Source organism: Streptomyces coacervatus, from assembly GCF_029223485.1.
In the GTDB taxonomy this organism is placed as follows: domain Bacteria; phylum Actinomycetota; class Actinomycetes; order Streptomycetales; family Streptomycetaceae; genus Streptomyces; species Streptomyces coacervatus.
On record NZ_JARHTP010000015.1, the window covers coordinates 39,977 to 56,552 of the forward strand.

The 16,576-nt window shown below is 70.9% G+C and carries 17 protein-coding genes; 10 read left to right on the plus strand and 7 right to left on the minus strand.

The window, feature by feature from the left end; translation table 11 throughout:
• Window positions 1–78 precede the first annotated feature (78 nt).
• The 3 genes from P2Q00_RS32160 to P2Q00_RS32170 all read left to right on the plus strand — a co-directional run bounded on the left by P2Q00_RS32160 (window position 79) and on the right by P2Q00_RS32170 (window position 1,557).
• A complete protein-coding gene (locus P2Q00_RS32160; protein ID WP_275776901.1) occupies window positions 79–723 on the plus strand; it encodes a TetR/AcrR family transcriptional regulator in 645 nt (214 codons plus the stop codon).
• A 152-nt stretch (window positions 724–875) separates the two neighbouring features.
• Entirely contained in the window at window positions 876–1,103 is a 228-nt protein-coding gene (locus P2Q00_RS32165; RefSeq protein ID WP_242766138.1) for a DUF3107 domain-containing protein, read from the plus strand.
• 184 nt (window positions 1,104–1,287) lie between these two features.
• Window positions 1,288–1,557 carry a hypothetical protein gene (locus P2Q00_RS32170; RefSeq protein WP_275777230.1) on the plus strand — a complete coding sequence of 90 codons (270 nt, stop codon included), beginning with the start codon at window positions 1,288–1,290 and terminating at the stop codon, window positions 1,555–1,557.
• Window positions 1,558–1,587: 30 nt separating this feature from the next.
• On the opposite strand, the gene P2Q00_RS32175 is transcribed toward P2Q00_RS32170, so the two are convergent.
• A complete protein-coding gene (locus tag P2Q00_RS32175; RefSeq protein WP_275776904.1) occupies window positions 1,588–2,325 on the minus strand; it encodes a ferritin-like fold-containing protein in 738 nt (245 codons plus the stop codon).
• A gap of 471 nt (window positions 2,326–2,796) precedes the next feature.
• Here P2Q00_RS32175 and P2Q00_RS32180 point away from each other — a divergent pair, with 471 nt between their 5' ends.
• Window positions 2,797–5,622, plus strand: a complete 2,826-nt coding sequence (locus P2Q00_RS32180; protein WP_275776905.1) for a DEAD/DEAH box helicase — start codon at window positions 2,797–2,799, stop codon at window positions 5,620–5,622.
• Window positions 5,623–5,991: 369 nt separating this feature from the next.
• Window positions 5,992–6,882 carry an alpha/beta fold hydrolase gene (locus P2Q00_RS32185; RefSeq protein ID WP_275776907.1) on the plus strand — a complete coding sequence of 297 codons (891 nt, stop codon included), beginning with the start codon at window positions 5,992–5,994 and terminating at the stop codon, window positions 6,880–6,882.
• Window positions 6,883–6,898: 16 nt separating this feature from the next.
• Here the strand turns inward: P2Q00_RS32185 and P2Q00_RS32190 are convergent, their stop codons facing one another.
• Window positions 6,899–7,792: an NYN domain-containing protein gene (locus P2Q00_RS32190; RefSeq protein WP_275776908.1), complete on the minus strand. Its 894-nt coding sequence runs from the start codon at window positions 7,790–7,792 to the stop codon at window positions 6,899–6,901.
• A gap of 172 nt (window positions 7,793–7,964) precedes the next feature.
• On the opposite strand from P2Q00_RS32190, the gene P2Q00_RS32195 reads away from it, so the two are divergent.
• The gene (locus P2Q00_RS32195) at window positions 7,965–8,117 is read left to right on the plus strand and encodes a DUF8834 family protein (RefSeq protein WP_185124170.1); all 153 of its coding nucleotides are present in this window, start codon (window positions 7,965–7,967) and stop codon (window positions 8,115–8,117) included.
• Window positions 8,118–8,211: 94 nt separating this feature from the next.
• Here P2Q00_RS32195 and P2Q00_RS32200 read toward each other — a convergent pair whose 3' ends face one another.
• From P2Q00_RS32200 to P2Q00_RS32215, 4 genes are all read right to left on the minus strand, one after another.
• Window positions 8,212–8,817 carry a MarC family protein gene (locus P2Q00_RS32200; protein WP_275776913.1) on the minus strand — a complete coding sequence of 202 codons (606 nt, stop codon included), beginning with the start codon at window positions 8,815–8,817 and terminating at the stop codon, window positions 8,212–8,214.
• Between the two features lie 71 nt (window positions 8,818–8,888).
• Window positions 8,889–9,746, minus strand: coding sequence for a PHP domain-containing protein (locus P2Q00_RS32205; protein WP_275776915.1), 858 nt, complete (start codon window positions 9,744–9,746; stop codon window positions 8,889–8,891).
• Between the two features lie 217 nt (window positions 9,747–9,963).
• Window positions 9,964–10,605, minus strand: a complete 642-nt coding sequence (locus P2Q00_RS32210) for a DUF6758 family protein (RefSeq protein ID WP_275776917.1) — start codon at window positions 10,603–10,605, stop codon at window positions 9,964–9,966.
• A gap of 264 nt (window positions 10,606–10,869) precedes the next feature.
• Complete coding sequence (locus P2Q00_RS32215; protein ID WP_275776918.1) at window positions 10,870–11,466, minus strand: suppressor of fused domain protein; 597 nt, start codon at window positions 11,464–11,466, stop codon at window positions 10,870–10,872.
• A gap of 508 nt (window positions 11,467–11,974) precedes the next feature.
• On the opposite strand from P2Q00_RS32215, the gene P2Q00_RS32220 reads away from it, so the two are divergent.
• The gene (locus P2Q00_RS32220) at window positions 11,975–13,093 is read left to right on the plus strand and encodes a magnesium and cobalt transport protein CorA (protein ID WP_275776920.1); all 1,119 of its coding nucleotides are present in this window, start codon (window positions 11,975–11,977) and stop codon (window positions 13,091–13,093) included.
• 23 nt (window positions 13,094–13,116) lie between these two features.
• A complete protein-coding gene (locus tag P2Q00_RS32225; protein WP_275776923.1) occupies window positions 13,117–13,629 on the plus strand; it encodes a hypothetical protein in 513 nt (170 codons plus the stop codon).
• Between the two features lie 111 nt (window positions 13,630–13,740).
• On the opposite strand, the gene P2Q00_RS32230 is transcribed toward P2Q00_RS32225, so the two are convergent.
• Window positions 13,741–14,484: a hypothetical protein gene (locus tag P2Q00_RS32230; RefSeq protein ID WP_275776924.1), complete on the minus strand. Its 744-nt coding sequence runs from the start codon at window positions 14,482–14,484 to the stop codon at window positions 13,741–13,743.
• A 173-nt stretch (window positions 14,485–14,657) separates the two neighbouring features.
• Between P2Q00_RS32230 and P2Q00_RS32235 the strand changes: the two genes are divergently transcribed.
• A complete protein-coding gene (locus tag P2Q00_RS32235; RefSeq protein WP_275776925.1) occupies window positions 14,658–15,950 on the plus strand; it encodes a magnesium transporter MgtE N-terminal domain-containing protein in 1,293 nt (430 codons plus the stop codon).
• Window positions 15,940–16,533, plus strand: a complete 594-nt coding sequence (locus P2Q00_RS32240; protein ID WP_275776927.1) for a DUF1003 domain-containing protein — start codon at window positions 15,940–15,942, stop codon at window positions 16,531–16,533. The genes P2Q00_RS32235 and P2Q00_RS32240 overlap by 11 nt, the downstream gene beginning before the upstream one ends.
• Window positions 16,534–16,576: the final 43 nt, after the last annotated feature.

Here is a 16,576-nt window from a genome sequence, read left to right on the forward strand (position 1 = left end):
CACCGCGCACACCGGGGTTACCGAAAAGTACGATGGCGGCGCGGCGCACACCGCATGTGGACGATATTGGGAGGCGGCGTGACAGCCATCGAGCAGACAGAGGCGGCGCGCCCGCGGGGCACCCGCCTGCCGCGCCGTGCCCGACGGAACCAGTTGCTGGGCGCCGCGCAGGAAGTCTTTGTGGCGCAGGGGTACCACGCGGCCGCGATGGACGACATCGCCGAGCGCGCCGGGGTCAGCAAGCCGGTGCTCTACCAGCACTTCCCGGGCAAGCTCGACCTCTACCTCGCGCTGCTGGACCAGCACTGCGAGTCGCTGATCGGGGCGGTACGCGGAGCGCTCGCGTCGACAACCGACAACAAGCAGCGCGTGCGGGCGACGATGGACGCCTATTTCGCGTACGTCGAGGACGACGGCGGCGCCTTCCGTCTGGTCTTCGAGTCCGACCTGACGAACGAGCCCGCGGTGCGTGAGCGTGTCGACAAGGTCACGACCGAGTGCGCGGAGGCGATCTGCGAGGTCATCGCCGAGGACACCGGCCTCTCGCGCGCGGAGTCGATGCTGCTGGCGTCCGGTCTCGGCGGCCTCGCCCAGGTGGTGGCCCGCTCCTGGCTGCACAGCGACCGCAGTGTGCCGCGCGACCAGGCGGTGCAGTTGCTGACCTCGCTCGCCTGGCGCGGTATCGCGGGCTTCCCGCTGCACGGCACCGACCAGCACCACTGACGCGCACGCGTGCGTGCAGGTCGTTTGTTCCCGTCGGCTGTTCGCTCCTGGCGTGCAGGCGCGGAGCGTGTACGTCCCCTCACCGGGCTAATGTGTGCTGGGTACGGCGCGTATAGGTCGCGCACATCACTGACCGTCGGAGGGACATAGCCGTGGAGGTCAAGATCGGCGTGCAGCACGCGCCCCGCGAGATCGTTCTGGAGAGCGGTCAGAGTGCCGAGGAGGTCGAGCGGATCGTGGCCGACGCCCTGGCGGGCAAGTCGCAGCTGCTTTCCCTCGTGGACGAGCACGGCCGCAAGGTCCTCGTCCCGGCAGAGCGCCTCGCCTATGTCGAGCTCGGCGAGCCGGCCCCGCGCAAGGTGGGCTTCGGAGCGCTGTAGGCACACATCACGTGAGGGGCCCGGCGACCATCGGTCGCCGGGCCCCTCACGTTTCACCCCAAGATTTTTTTTCTCCACATCTGGAGCACAAGTCACGCACAGGGGAGGATTGTATTCCGCAGGTCACGGGTATGACGGGCTACGACCGTGATGGGCAGTGTGGCCGTGTGGGAGGGACCTCATGATGTTGTTCGAAGCGCTCGGCTCCGCACTCCTCGGTCTCTTGCTGGCATGGGCGGCGATCCGCCGCCTGTCCAACCGTCTGCCCACCCGTTCCCTGGTGCTCGCGACCGGTGTCGCCGGAGCCCTCTTCGGCGCCTTTGTGACGCACAGCGCGCTGGACCCCGGCAACATCGTGTTCATCCTGATCGGCGCGGCGATCGTCTCCGCGGCCTCGCTGTCGCTGCTGGTGCGCCCGGCCGGGAGACTCCGCCGGCGATCAGCGCCGGCGTAGCCCCGACCGGGACGACCAGGGAGGCGAGAGCTAGGCGGCAAGCCCCAGGGCGGCCATCCGCTTGGTGTGGGCCTCGGTGATCCGGGAGAACATCCGGCCGACCTCGGCGAGGTCGAAGCCGTCCGCTACACCGCCGACCAGCATCGTCGACAGCGCGTCCCGGTCCGCGACCACCCGCTGGGACTGCGACAGGGCCTCGCCCATGAGACGCCGGGCCCACAGCGCGAGACGGCCGCCGACCCGCGGATCGGCGTCGATCGCGGCGCGCACCTTCTCCACGGCGAAACCGGCGTGCCCGGTGTCGTCCAGAACGGCCAGCACCAGCTCACGCGAGTCCGTGTCGAGCCGCGCGGCGACCTCGCGGTAGAAGTCACTGGCGATGGAGTCGCCGACGTAGGCCTTGACGAGCCCCTCCAGCCAGTCCGAGGGCGCCGTCTGCTTGTGGAAGCCGTCCAGCGCGGCGACGAACGGCTCCATCGCGCGCGTGGGCTCCTCGCCGATCTCCGTGAGCCGGTCGCGCAGCCGCTCGAAGTGGTGGAACTCCGCCGACGCCATCTTCGCCAGCTCCGCCTTGTCCGCGAGCGTCGGCGCCAGCTTGGCGTCCTCCGCGAGCCGCTCGAACGCCGCGAGTTCGCCGTACGCGAGGGCACCGAGGAGGTCGACGACCGCGGCCCGGTACTGGGGGTCTGCGGAGGCCTGGTCCCAGTCCTGGGCGGCCACTCCGGTGTGCTCGGCGGGTGCGTCAGAGGTGTTGTCAGGCGTCGTCATGAAGCGCACAATAGTCCGCTCGCCGAGCCGTGGAAGTCCCTGGTCAATCAGTGTGATGACGGCTACGTGACCAAATCGGCCATCGCGTGTGCGTGATTCCGGGGTATGGTGCTAATGCGCCTGCCGACTAATCGACGGGCCGCACGTATGAGGATGCCCGGTCGGTGGCCCGATCGGCTCCGACCCGACAGCCCTCCATTTCCATACGGCACATTGCGTATGGCGCCCGGAGGGACCCCCTCAGCGGTACGAGCGCTAGAGCGTCGGCAGTGGTCCCGTGCGTTACGGCAAGCCCGTAAGGCAGCCGACGTCCCCCGGCACGGTCCGTCAAAGACCCCCGCGCTCGCCTCGCACCGCGCACACAGAAGAGGCAGCACCCTGACTACCACGTTCAGAGATCTCGGCATCCTTCCCGAGACCGCCGAGGCCCTCGAGGCCGTCGGCATCATCACCCCCTTCCCCATCCAGGAGATGACCCTCCCCGTCGCCCTCTCCGGCACGGACGTCATCGGCCAGGCCAAGACCGGCACCGGCAAGACGCTGGGCTTCGGCCTTCCGCTCCTCGAGCGCGTCACCGTCCCCGCGGACGTGGAGGCGGGCCGCGCGAAGCCCGAGGACCTCACCGACACCCCGCAGGCGCTCGTCGTCGTCCCCACGCGCGAGCTGTGCACGCAGGTCACCAACGACCTGCTGACCGCGGGCAAGGTGCGCAACGTGCGCGTCCTCGCCATCTACGGCGGCCGGGCCTACGAGCCCCAGGTCGAGGCCCTCAAGCAGGGCGTCGACGTGGTCGTCGGCACCCCGGGCCGGCTCCTCGACCTCGCGGGCCAGAAGAAGCTCAACCTCAAGCACGTCAAGGCCCTTGTCCTCGACGAGGCCGACGAGATGCTCGACCTGGGCTTCCTGCCCGATGTCGAGAAGATCATCAACCTGCTGCCGGCCCGCCGTCAGACCATGCTGTTCTCGGCGACCATGCCGGGCGCCGTCATCGGTCTCGCCCGCCGCTACATGTCGCAGCCCACGCACATCCGCGCCACCGCGCCGGACGACCAGGGCGCGACGGTCGCGAACACCTCGCAGCACGTGTACCGCGCGCACAACATGGACAAGCCCGAGATGGTCGCGCGCATACTGCAGGCCGACGGCCGGGGACTGGCCATGGTCTTCTGCCGCACGAAGCGCACCGCGGCCGACCTCGCCGACCAGCTCAAGCAGCGCGGTTTCGCGGCCGGCGCGGTCCACGGCGACCTCGGCCAGGGCGCCCGCGAGCAGGCGCTGCGCGCCTTCCGCAACGGCAAGGTGGACGTCCTCGTCTGCACCGACGTCGCCGCCCGCGGCATCGACGTCGAGGGCGTGACGCACGTCATCAACTACCAGTCGCCGGAAGAGGAGAAGACGTACCTGCACCGCATCGGCCGCACCGGCCGCGCGGGCGCCAAGGGCATCGCGATCACCCTCGTCGACTGGGACGACATCCCGCGCTGGCAGCTGATCAACAAGGCGCTGGAGCTTTCCTTCAACGATCCGCCGGAGACGTACTCCACCTCCCCGCACCTCTTCGAGGAGCTGAACATCCCCGCGGGCACCAAGGGTGTCCTGCCGCGTGCCGAGCGCACGCGTGCGGGCCTCGACGCGGAGGAGCTGGAGGACCTGGGCGAGACCGGCGGCCGCGGTGGCCGCGGTCGCGGTGACCGGGGTGGCCGTGGCGGCCGGGACGAGTCCCGCTCCGCCGACCGCGAGCGCCCGGCCCGTACGCCGCGTCGTCGCCGCCGCACGCGCAACGGCACGCCGCTGGACGGAACGGCCACGCCCGAGGTCGTGTCGGAGACCTCCTCCCCCGAGGAGACGTCCGGCCCCCGCACTCCGCGTCGCCGTCGCCGCACCCGTGGCGGTTCGGCGTCGGAGCCGGTGACGGCCGCCGCCACGGCACCCGAGGCCGCGGAAGTCGCCGTCACCACGGCGGAGGGCCCCGCCCTGGACGCCCCCGAGGCTCCGTCGCAGCCGCGCCGTCGCCGCAACCGCAGGTCCGCGGAGGTCACGACGGCTGCGGAGTCGCTTGCCGCCGAGGCTCCGGCGACGGTGGAGGCCACGGAGCCCGAGGCTCCCGCCACCACGCCGCGCCGCCGTACCCGCAAGGCGACGGCCGCCGCGGAGGCCACGGTCGACACGGCCGAGGCCACGGAGGCCAAGCCGCGCACCCGGACCCGCAAGGCTGCGGCCGCGGCAGAAACCGCCGTCGACACCGCCGAGTCGGCCCCGGAGCCGACGGAGACCGCACCGCGCCGGCGCACCCGCAAGGCAGCGGCCGCGGCGGTGGCCACGGTCGACACGGTCGAGGCCACCGAAGCCAAGCCCCGCCGGACCCGCAAGACGGCCGCCCCCGCGGAGGCTGCAGTCGACACGGCCGAGGCCACGGAAGCCAAGCCGCGCACCCGGACCCGCAAGGCGACCGCTGCGGCCGAGGCCGCGGTCGACACCGCCGAGAGCACGGAAGCCAAGCCGCGCCGCACCCGCAAGGCGGCCGCCGCCGCGGAAACCGCGGTCGACACGGCCGAGGCCGCGGAGGCCAAGCCGCGCACGCGGACCCGCAAGACCGCGGCTGCCGCAGACTCCACCGCCGAGGCGGCCGAGGCGAAGCCTCGCCGTACCCGCAAGGCCGCTGCCGTGGCCGAGATCCCGGCGCAGGCCGCCGAGGAGCCCGAGGCCAAGCCCCGCACCCGTGCGCGGAAGGCAGCGACCGCCGCGGTCGACACCGCCGAGGCCACCGAGGCCAAGCCGCGCACCCGGACCCGCAAGGCGGCCGCCGCCGCGGAGGCGGCGGTCGACACGGCCGAAGCCGCCGAGGCCGCGCCCCGTCGGCGTACCCGCAAGGTCGCCGAGTCCGCCGACGCCGCCTCGGCGCCGGAGGTGGCGAACCCGCGCCGTACGCGCAAGGTGGCGGCTGCAGCCGAGGCCGCTGTCGACACGGCGGAGGGTACGGAGGCCAAGCCGCGCCGCACGCGCAAGACGGCGGCCGCCGTGGAGACCACCGAGGAGGCGAAGCCCCGCACCCGTGCAGGGAAGGCAGCGACCGCCGCGGTCGACACGGTCGAGGCCGCGGAGGCCAAGCCGCGCCGTACCCGCAAGGCCGCCGCTGTGGCCGAGATCCCGGCGCAGGCCGCCGAGGAGCCCGTGGCCAAGCCCCGCACCCGCAAGGCCGCGGCATCCGCCGAGGCCACTGCCGACACGGCCGAGGCGAAGCCCAGGACGCGTCGCACGCGGAAGGCCACGGCCGCCGCGGAGCCCGCGGAGAGCTGACCGCTCACTCACCGACGGCCCGGCCCGACTCACCTCGGCCGGGCCGTCGGCGTTTCCACACCTACATGCGTGCCCGGCGGCCTTCCTCCGCGGCTGCCAGAAACCCACAGAGCCCTCCCCGGCCACCCCGGATGCCCCAGCCCGGGTTCCCACACCTACATGCGTGCCCGTCGGGCTTCCTCCGCAGCTGCCAGAAACCCGCACGCCCCTCCCCGCTCACCCCGGATACCCCAACCCGGATTCCCACACCTGCACGCGTGCCCGCGGCCTTCCTCCGCGGCTGCCAGAAACCCGCACAGCCCTCCCCTGCCACCCCGGATGCCCCAGCCCGTCCGCCTCCCCGACACCCCGGCCCGATAACCTCACCTCATGAGCAGGCCCCCGACCTTCACCCCGCCCCCCGGCGCCCGCGCGTACTCGCTGCGCACCGGGCGCGGAGAGTTCGCCGTCGTCGATGCGCCCGTGCCGGACGGCGTCGCCCCCAAGGGAACCGCGCTGCTGCTACCCGGGTTCACCGGCAGCAAGGAGGACTACAACCCGCTGCACCAGCCGCTCGCGGCACGCGGCTACCGGACCGTCGCGGTGGACGGACGGGGGCAGTTCGAGTCCGATGGACCCGAGGACGACGAATCGGCCTACGCCCAGGCCGAGTTGGCGCAGGACGTGCTCGCCCAGGCCGCCGCCCTCGGCACCCCCGTGCACCTGGTGGGCCACTCCCTCGGCGGGCAGATCGCGCGCGCCGCGGTCCTGCTGGACCACGCCCCCTTCCTGTCCTTCACCCTCATGGCCTCCGGCCCCGCCCAGATCTCCGGCTCCCAGCAGCAGCGCGTCAAGCTGCTGAGGGACGCGCTCGCCGTGATGAGCATGGCCGAGGTGTGGGAGGCGATCCAGGCCATGGAGGCGCCGGAGGAGACCGAGACCGGGGAGTCCGGGGAGCTGGACGGCGGCCTCGACGACCAGGACGACCTGCGCCGCCGCTGGCTGGGCAACAAGCCGGCCCAACTCATCGCCACGGGCCGCCAGTTGTGCGTGGAACCGGACCGCGTGGCCGAGCTGGCCGCCGTACCACTGCCGTTCCATGTCCTGTCGGGTTCCCGCGACGACACCTGGCCGGTGACCCTGCTCGACGACATGGCGCTGCGCCTGCGCGCGCATCGCACCGTCGTCCAGGGCGCCGAACACTCCCCCAACACCGACAGGCCCCTCGATACGGCCCGGGCCTTCGCCGACTTCTGGGACCGCAGCAACCAGAGCCGGTAGCCGCAAGAACAGCCGGCTAGTACTGCGCCTGCAGGTGCTCCCAGAACCCGTCCCGCAGCGCGCGCCGCAGGTCCGCCTGGCCGCGCAGGGAGTACTGCAGCAGGCCCTCCGCCTCCACCAGCAGGTCCTGGTCGACCGAGCCGGGCAGGTAGGGGTGGCCGGGCAGCAGTTCCGCCAGGGAGTCGCGGCCCCGCGCCGCCAGCCACTTCGCCGCGATCTGCGCGCCGACGAAGCGGACGTCCTCGCGGGTGGGCCGGGCGGCGGTGGCCTCGTAGGCGGCCGCGGTGCGCCGGGAGACGTACGGCTTGAAGAAGTCGAGGTCGAGGGTGCGCTGGCTGTCGACCTCCCAGAGCAGGGGCTCCGCCTGGTTGCGTCCCTCGGGGGCCTCGATGCCCCACAGGTGGACGCGCGCCCCGTACCCCTGCGCCGCCTCGACCGCCGACACCAGGTCCTCGTCGCCGCCCAGCAGCGCCGCATCGCTGATCGCCCGGTGTCTGGCCAGTGACTCCAGGTCCGACCTGATCAGGGAGTCGACGCCCTTCTGCTGGTTGTTGGCGTTCAGGTTGCCCAACCGGACCTTCACGTCCGGGAGTTCGGCGATCGACTGCTGCTCGGCGGTGTGGATGCGGCGCCGCGCGCCGTCGTACCAGTAGACGCGGAGCAGCCTGCTGTCCGCGAAGATCGTGCGGGCCCGGTCGATGAGTGCCTCGATCAGCCCCTCGGCGTCCAGGTCGAAGGCGCGGCGGTCCTCCGTGCCCGCCACCAGCCGCCCCGCGGCCGCGTACAGGTACCCGGCGTCGACGAAGATCGCATGGGTCGAGGGTGTCTTCGCCACCTCGGCGAGCATGCGCTGGAGCAGCTCGTTCGTGCGGTCGATGCGGGCGCTGAGGGCCGCCAGGTCGTCGTTCATCGCCTCCATTGTCCCGGCGGTCACGCTGCGAACACAACCGGTCCCGGTCGGTCTCCCCATGACCTCCTACCGGCCGGTAATTAGCTGTTCGAAAAATTTCCTTAGCGAAGGGAATGTTTGTAACACGCGGCCCGTTGACTACTACGAACACAGCGAGACGAAGGGAGAGGCCGTGCGCTTCGAAATCATGCGACTCGACGAGGTCAACGGCACGACCGTGGACAGCAAGGTCGTGGACGCCGCCTCCGTCAACCGGATCGTCCAGCAGGCCGCCGCCATCGGACAGCGGCTCTGGATCCGGCCGGCCGAGGAGTCGGCCGCGTAACAGACGCGGATCAGCACAGACGCGGATCACCGCAGCAGCTTCAGAGCCCCCGTACGGCATCGACGCCGTACGGGGGCTCTGCGCTTGCGCGGCCTCAGGCGCCCTTGATCACCTGCGTGACACCGTTGATGATCTGCTGCACGGCGATCGCGGAGAGCATCATGCCCGCGAGCCGCGTCACGAGGACCACGCCCCCGTCCTTGATGACCCGGATGATCAGCAGCGAGTACCGCATCACCACCCACAGCACGACATGGATGGCGAGGATCGCCGTCCACACCGACACCTGCATGGCGACACTGTCGGCCTTCTGCACGGCGAGGATGACGGACACGATGGCACCGGGGCCGGCCAGCAGCGGCATGCCCAGCGGTACGAGCGCCACATTGACGTCCTTGGTCTGCTTCGGCTCGTCGGTCTTGCCGGTCAGCAGGTCGAGGGCGATGAGCAGGAGCAGCAGTCCGCCCGCGATCATCAGCGCGGGCACGGAGACATGCAGATAGTTGAGGATCTGGTGCCCGAGCAGCCCGAAGACGGTGATGACGCCACCGGCGACGCAGACCGCCTGGAAGGCCATCCGCTTCTGCACCTTGCCGGGACGTCCGGCGGTGAGGGCGAGGAAGATCGGGGTGATCCCAGGGGGATCCATGATGACAAAAAGGGTCAGGAACAGAGAGCCGAAGACGGCGACGTCGAACATGGGTGAGCTACACGCCTTGCAGGAAAAGGAAGCGGACGGGAGGTGAGGAACGGAGGGGACGGAGGGGACCCTCAGGCTCCGCCGGTCCCCGGCACCGGGAACGCCCCGGTCGCCCGCCGCGTGATCTCCCCGTACACCTCAGGATCCGTGACGTACTCGCCGAGGACGCACGTCTTGCGGCTGCCGTGATAGTCGCTGGACCCGGTGGTCAGCAGGCCCAGCTCCTTGGCCAGCCCCCGCAGCCGCGCCCGGGTCTCCTCGTCGTGGTCCATATGGTCGACCTCGATGCCGTCGAGCCCGGCGGCGGCCAGCTCGGCGATGCCGGACTCCGGGACCGTACGGCCGCGCTTGCTGGCGCCCGGGTGCGCGAATACGGTGACCCCGCCCGCGGCCTTGACCAGCCGGATCGCCTCGAAGGGGTCCGTCTCGTGCTTCTCGACGAAGGCCCGCCCCCCGTCGGCCAGCCAGTCGTCGGTGAACGCATCGCTCACGGTCGGTACGACGCCGAGCTCGACGAGCGCGGTCGCGACATGCGGCCGCCCGACGGAACCGCCACCGGCGATCCGCTCGACCTGCTCCCAGGTGACCGGCACACCCAGCCCGTTCAGCTTGGCGACCATGCCCTTGGCCCGCGGCACCCGGTCGTCCCGCACCAGCTCGCGCTCGGCGAGCAGCGCCGGCTCCTCGGGATCGAAGAGATAGGCGAGCATGTGCATGGAGACCCCGTCGATACGACAGGACAGCTCGGCCCCGGTGACGAGCGTGAGCCCCTCCGGCACCGCGGCAATCGCCTCGGCATACCCACGGGTGGTGTCGTGATCGGTCAGCGCCACGACGTCCAGCCCCGCCGCGGCAGCGTTACGCACCAGATCGGCCGGGGTGTCCGTACCGTCGGAAGCAGTGGAGTGGGCGTGCAGATCGATACGCACTACGCGGACTCCAGGCGGTAACGGAACAGAAGCGGACGCTCAAGGATAACCGGATTTTCACGCTCCCCTGTCACACCCGCACATACCGAGCACCCCCTACCGGCACCCTCCCTCAAGGGGCGCGGGGCTGTATCAATATGCGGCTCCGCCGCGCGGGCGCGACCAGCCAACGACAACCCGCAGCCGCCCCCGAAGAGACCCCCCACCCCGGTAGGCACTACGGCTCAAGCAAGCGCGGCGACAACGCCCCGCAGGGCACCAGATCCACCTCGGCCCCGGCGTCCCGCAAATCCGTCAGCACCAGCTCGTCGTACATCAACAACCCGGACTGCTCGGGCCACACCACCGCCCACAGCCACAACCCGCGCGCCTCGCCCGCGAAGACCGCCCGGTCGTCAGGGCCGCCGGCGACATGCCAGAGCGGAGTGGGCCGGCCACCGGCCAGCACCTTGGCCTGGGGTGGCTTCTCGACGTTCATGTACGGCCCCGGATCCGGACCGTCGACGCCCGCATACCGTGCACCGAGCCCGACACCGAGCTCCTCGGCGACCAGGATCAGTTCTCCTATGCCACCGAGCGGCCCCGGCCCCGAGCAGGCCACCGCGGTGGCCCGGCCGCCATGGCGGTCGTCACCCGCACAGGCAACACCCGTGAACAGCCAGCCGACCGGCAGGGGCCACGGCATCCACACCGGTACCTGCGTGCGATGCACCACAACGCTGAGGGCCTCGACGCTGGGCGGGATCACAGGCTGCACCGGATGCACGGTGCCGTGCACATCGCACTGCCACGAATCGGCGAAGAGTCCGGGAGCCCTGACCCGGCCACCACACTTCGGGCAACTGGGTTCGCCCCTCATAGGGCTCCACGGTCCTACCCCTGCCCCGCCACGTCAAGGACGATCACCCGACCGGCGCACGCAATCCACGAGGACCCACGGGTCTCCGCACCCCGGTTTCCGCGCCGGGCAGCGAGTCGCCTTCTGTCGAGTCGACCGCCGGTTCCCCTCGACGAAGACTCCCGGCACAGCGTGATGAAGCAGGAACCCGGCCGAGGGCGGTGTCACCGACTTTGCCAACTGCCCGATTCCGGGCACCGGTCGGTGAGCTTGCTCACTCGCCGTTCAGTCCAGCGGGACGGACTTGCGGGACGGATCCCTCAGGTCCGTCCCGTTCGTCAGCCAGCGCTCCTGGAGGGCCTGGGCGCCGTGCACGCGCTTCCAGGCGGCCTCGTTCGGGGTCATGGGGAGCAGGGGCAGGAAGCGGACCGGGTCGAGCGGCTCGTCGAGTTCGAGGTCCTCGACCAGGCCGCCCGGCTCGGCGACCAGGACCGAGCTGAACGGGGCGCCGGACCACAGGGGTTCACCCACGTCGAGCGAAGCACCGGGGGCCACGATCACGCCCTCGACCTGCGGGGACGCAGCGAGTACGGCGAGCGGGCGGAGGACCTTGTCCGTGTCGGCGAGGCCGCCGCGTACCGAGAGGACCAGCTCGGCACGGGGGCCCTTGACCGGGTCGGCGAGCACCGCGGTGGGGTCACTCATCGGCTGCGCGGACATGCCGAGCGTGGCGTAGCGGACGATGTCGCCTTCCCTGGAGTCGTCCTGGAAACGCAGCACCTCGATGCGGTCCGTGCCCAGGAACGTGACCGCCGCGCGCGCGTCCGGCTCGCCCAGCGCGGTGCGCAACCGGGCCTCGACCAGAGGGAGAACATCAACCATGCGGTGAGCATAGAACTCGTCAGTACCGGGCAAAGCAGCGCCTTGACACTTTGGGCGGCTGGTAATCTGGCCCGGTCGTTGGGGCAGCACGCAGATGGGGGTACCTCCCAGGCCTTTAAGGCACTGGGGGAGTCGCGATCGAGTCCCGACGCCGTTGAGACTCCCTTACGGGAATGAACCGTCCCTTACGAGGGACCGGCCGGAGGAGGTGGGGCTGTCATGGATCGAAGTCACCCGTGCAGTACCACTCGCTCTTCCCGCCGCTGATACAGCTGATCCGGCTCTGGCTGACCGCCGCCTTTCACGCTCACGTCTTCATGCGGAAGAGCACTTCGTTTCGTTCTGCCTGATCTGTCTGATCTGAATCAGCAGCGAAGCCCGCCACCGCGATGGTGCGGTGCTCCCCGCTTTGTGGACGTGCCAAACACCCGAAGTCAGGACGTCCCCATTCCGGGCAGTTCCATCCGTCGTCGGCGCCCTTTCGCTGCCTGTCACGAAGGAGCCAGCCATGTCGATGATCCGTGACCTGCGCGCCGCGGTCCGGCCGTCCCGCATCTCCCTGCGCAAGGACACCGGCGTGTACGACACGACCCGCGACCCCTCGACGCCGTCCGCCGTCGTCGACTGCGCCGTCTACCGCGACGGGGCCCGGGTCGACACCGGCAAGCCGCTCACCCCGCACGAGGCGATGCGCAAGGTGCGGCGCGACGGGGGCTTCGTGTGGATCGGGATGCACGAGCCGACCGAGTCCGAATTCGCCGGTATCGCCCGGGAGTTCGGGCTGCACCCGCTGGCCGTCGAGGACGCGGTCCAGGCCCACCAGCGGCCCAAGCTGGAGCGGTACGACGACTCCCTCTTCACCGTCTTCAAGACCATCCACTACGTCGAGCACGACGAACTCACCGCCACCAGCGAGGTCGTGGAGACCGGCGAGGTCATGTGCTTCACCGGACGGGACTTCTTCATCACCGTCCGGCACGGCGGCCAGGGCTCGCTGCGCGCGCTGCGGCACCGGCTCCAGGACGACCCCGAGCTGCTCGCCAAGGGCCCCTCGGCCGTGCTGCACGCGATCGCCGACCATGTCGTCGACGGCTATGTCGCGGTCGCCGACGCCGTCCAGGACGACATCGACGAGGTCGAGACCGAGGTGTTCTCGCCCGGGCGCCGGGGCGGTGTCTCGCGCGGTGTGGACTCGGCGCGGATCTACCAGCTCAAGCGCGAGGTACTGGAGTTCAAGCGGGCCGTGGCCCCGCTGCTGCGCCCCATGCAGCTGCTGAGCGAGCGGCCGATGCGGCTGATCGACCCCGACATCCAGAAGTACTTCCGGGATGTCGCCGACCACCTCGCCCGCGTCCAGGAGCAGGTCATCGGCTTCGACGAGCTGCTCAACTCGATCCTCCAGGCCAACCTCGCCCAGGCGTCCGTCGCACAGAACGAGGACATGCGGAAGATCACCGCCTGGGCGGCGATCATCGCCGTACCGACGATGGTGTGCGGGGTGTACGGCATGAACTTCAAGTACATGCCGGAGCTGCACTGGAAGTACGGCTACCCCGTGATCATGATGATCACGGGAGTCATCTGCCTGGGCATCCACCGCACCCTGAAGCGGAACGGCTGGCTGTAGGAGCGCCTCGCTAGGCTGGGCCCATGACAAGCGAGCTGCTCGACCAGGCCCTCGTCGAGGAGGCCACCAAGAAGTCCGGTCTCATCTGGGTCAGGGGTCCGGGTGCCGCGGCCCGTGCGCTGTGGCATGTGTGGCACGAGGGTGCCGCGTGTGTCGTCGGCGACGGGCCGGGCGAGCAGCCGCTGCCGGGGCTGGCCGATGGGGGCGGCGCCGAGGTGACGGTCCGCAGCAAGGACAAGGGCGGCCGGCTGGTGTCCTGGCCGGCGAAGGTCGTGGAGCTGACGCCGGGTTCCGAGGAGTGGGAGGCGACGGTCGCCGAGCTCAAGGGCAAGCGGCTCAACGCTCCCGACGGCGAGGCCATGCCGGGCCGTTGGGCCCGCGAGTGCCGGGTGCTGCGCCTGGAGCCGGCGGGGGCGCCGGCGGCTCTGCCCGACGGGAGCCTGGCGGAGGCGCCTCTGCCGTCGCCGGCGACGACTCGGCAGCCGATCCCTGCGGGGTTGCCGCGGCTGCTTTTGAAGAAGCGCAGGCGCCGCTGAGCAGTCCGCCGTTCTTCGTCTGCGGCATCATCGTGGCTGGTCGCGCAGTTCCCCGCGCCCCTTCAGGGCGCTGCCGAACCGTCGCGGAGATCGCGCACCCTGCTTATCGGGTCATGACGTCGGGAGCTTCTTGCCGTAGTCCACTGTCTCCGTCTTCTTCGGCTCGGTGAGCGTGAAGTCCTTGCCCCAGGAGGAGAAGGTCAGGGTGCCGGCGCCGCCCGCGCGTTCCAGGCGGAGGGGGTATGGCGTGCCCTCCAGGGAGACGTCCAGTGTGCCGCCGGAGCCCTCGTCGCCGGTGATGCGGATGGTGCGGGTGCCGTCCTGCTCGTGGTGGCCGTCCGTCGCGAGCGCGCCGTGCAGGGTCAACAGGCCGTCGAGGAGGACGTCCTTGTCCGTGAACCCGCTGAACTTCTTGTACGAGGGGTCGCCCTGCGGCACCTTCACATACTTGCCGTCGAGCGCGCCCGAGGTCGACGCGTCCTTGCCACTGTCCGCGTGGTTCCAGAACTCCGCATCGGCCTTCAGATAGAGCTGCTCACCGATCCGCAGCAGCCCGAAGGCCACCCCCTTGGAGGTGACCGACCCGCTGCCGCCGCCGGACTTCAGGCGCATGTCGAGCTTGTACGTGCGCCCATTGGTGACCACGGTTCCGGCGAGGCGCACCGCTTCCGCTGATTCTGCGGCCGCCCTGCTCTTCGACTGGATCTTGTCGGCCGGCAGCTTGCCGACCCCGTTCGTGCCCGCGTCGGGGTCCTCGCTGCATCCCGCGAGCAGCCCCGTCCCCGTCACCACCAGAGCGCACACCGCACTCACCAGCGAGGTCCGACGGGTTCGGCCCAGGGGAATCGCAGTCACAGGCGGGGCTGCCTTTCAGTCGAGGGACGTGGGGCAGCGTAACGGGTGCCGTCGGGGCCGAGCGGAGCCAGTCCGTCCGGACCTCCTACCAGGGCGGATCCGATCGGTACGGGCTAGCCTGAAGCCCATCCGAGCGGGCAATTCGGAAAAGACACGCTGAAGGAGGCGCAGCCATGGCAGCGGGCGCCCCCCGGATCTTCGTCTCGCACCTCGCCGGTGTCGCCGCCTTCGACCCGAACGGCGACCAGGTGGGCCGGGTGCGCGATCTGGTCGTCATGCTGCGCGTGGGGCGGCGGCCCCCGCGGGTGCTCGGCCTGGTCGTCGAACTGCCCAGCCGGCGCCGTATCTTCCTGCCCATGACCCGGGTGACCGGCATCGAGTCCGGCCAGGTCATCACCACCGGTGTGCTCAACGTCCGCCGCTTCGAGCAACGCCCCACCGAGCGCCTGGTCTTCGGCGAGCTCCTCGACCGGCGCGTCACGCTCGTCGAGACCGGCGAGGAGGTCACCGTCCTCGACGCGTCGGTGCAGCAGCTGCCGGCCCGCCGAGACTGGGAGATCAGCCGGGTCTTCGTCCGCAAAGGCAGGAAGGGCGGCGCCTTCCGGCGGGCCAAGGGCGAGACGCTGACCGTGGAGTGGTCCGCCGTCACCGGCTTCTCCCTGGAGGAGCACGGGCAGGGCGCCGAGAGCCTCCTCGCCACCTTCGAGCAGCTGCGCCCCGCCGACCTGGCGAACGTCCTGCACCACCTCTCCCCCAAGCGCCGCGCCGAGGTCGCCGCCGCCCTCGACGACGACCGTCTCGCCGACGTGCTCGAAGAGCTTCCCGAGGACGACCAGATCGAGATCCTCGGCAAGCTGAAGGAGGAGCGCGCCGCAGACGTCCTGGAGGCCATGGACCCGGACGATGCCGCCGACCTGCTCGCCGAGCTCCCGGAGGACGACAAGGAGCGTCTGCTGGCCCTGATGGAGCCGGACGAGGCCGCCGACGTGCGCCGGCTCATGGCGTACGAGGAGAAAACCGCCGGCGGGCTCATGACCACCGAGCCGATCGTGCTCCGCCCCGACGCCACCGTGGCAGACGCCCTCGCGCGCGTGCGCAACCCCGACCTGTCGCCCGCCCTGGCCGCCCAGGTCTACGTCTGCCGCCCGCCCGACGAGACCCCGACCGGCAAGTACCTGGGTACGGTCCACTTCCAGCGCCTGCTGCGCGAGCCGCCGTACACGCTGGTCAGCGCTGTCCTCGACGACGACCTGCAGGCCCTCGCCCCGGACGCCGGGCTGCCCGTGGTCGCCGGTTTCTTCGCGGCGTACGACATGGTCGCCGGGCCCGTGGTCGACGAGGCCGGATCGCTGCTGGGCGCGGTGACCGTGGACGACGTACTGGACCACATGCTGCCCGAGGACTGGCGGGAGACCGAGTTCCACCTGGCGGAGGACGACGAGGGGGCGGCCGCCCATGGCTCCTGAGCGCGAGACCGCCCGTGAGCGCACCCCGGCCGGTGCGACGGCGACCACGCGCACCCGTCCCCGGCTGGACCAGCCGCGGCCGCCGCGCCGCCGGCTGCTGCCCGAGTGGGACCCGGAGGCCTTCGGACGGCTCTCGGAGCGCATCGCACGCTTCCTGGGCACCGGACGGTTCATCGTCTGGATGACGGTCGTCATCATCGCGTGGGTGCTGTGGAACATCTTCGCGCCGCACGACCTGCGCTTCGACAACTACCCGTTCATCTTCCTGACCCTGATGCTCTCGCTCCAGGCCTCCTACGCCGCCCCGCTGATCCTGCTCGCGCAGAACCGGCAGGACGACCGCGACCGGGTCAACCTGGAACAGGACCGCAAGCAGAACGAGCGCTCCATCGCCGACACCGAGTACCTGACCCGCGAGATCGCCGCCCTGCGCATCGGCCTCGGCGAGGTGGCGACCCGGGACTGGATCCGCTCCGAGGTGCAGGACCTGGTCAAGGAGCTGGAGGAGCGGCAGAACGGCCACCACAAGCACGTCGTATTCCGGGCAGATCGGCCGCGCGGACGTGACGTAGACGACCACTGACGGGCTTTCCGGGGTACGCGTGCAGCGCCGTACCATCGTCCTT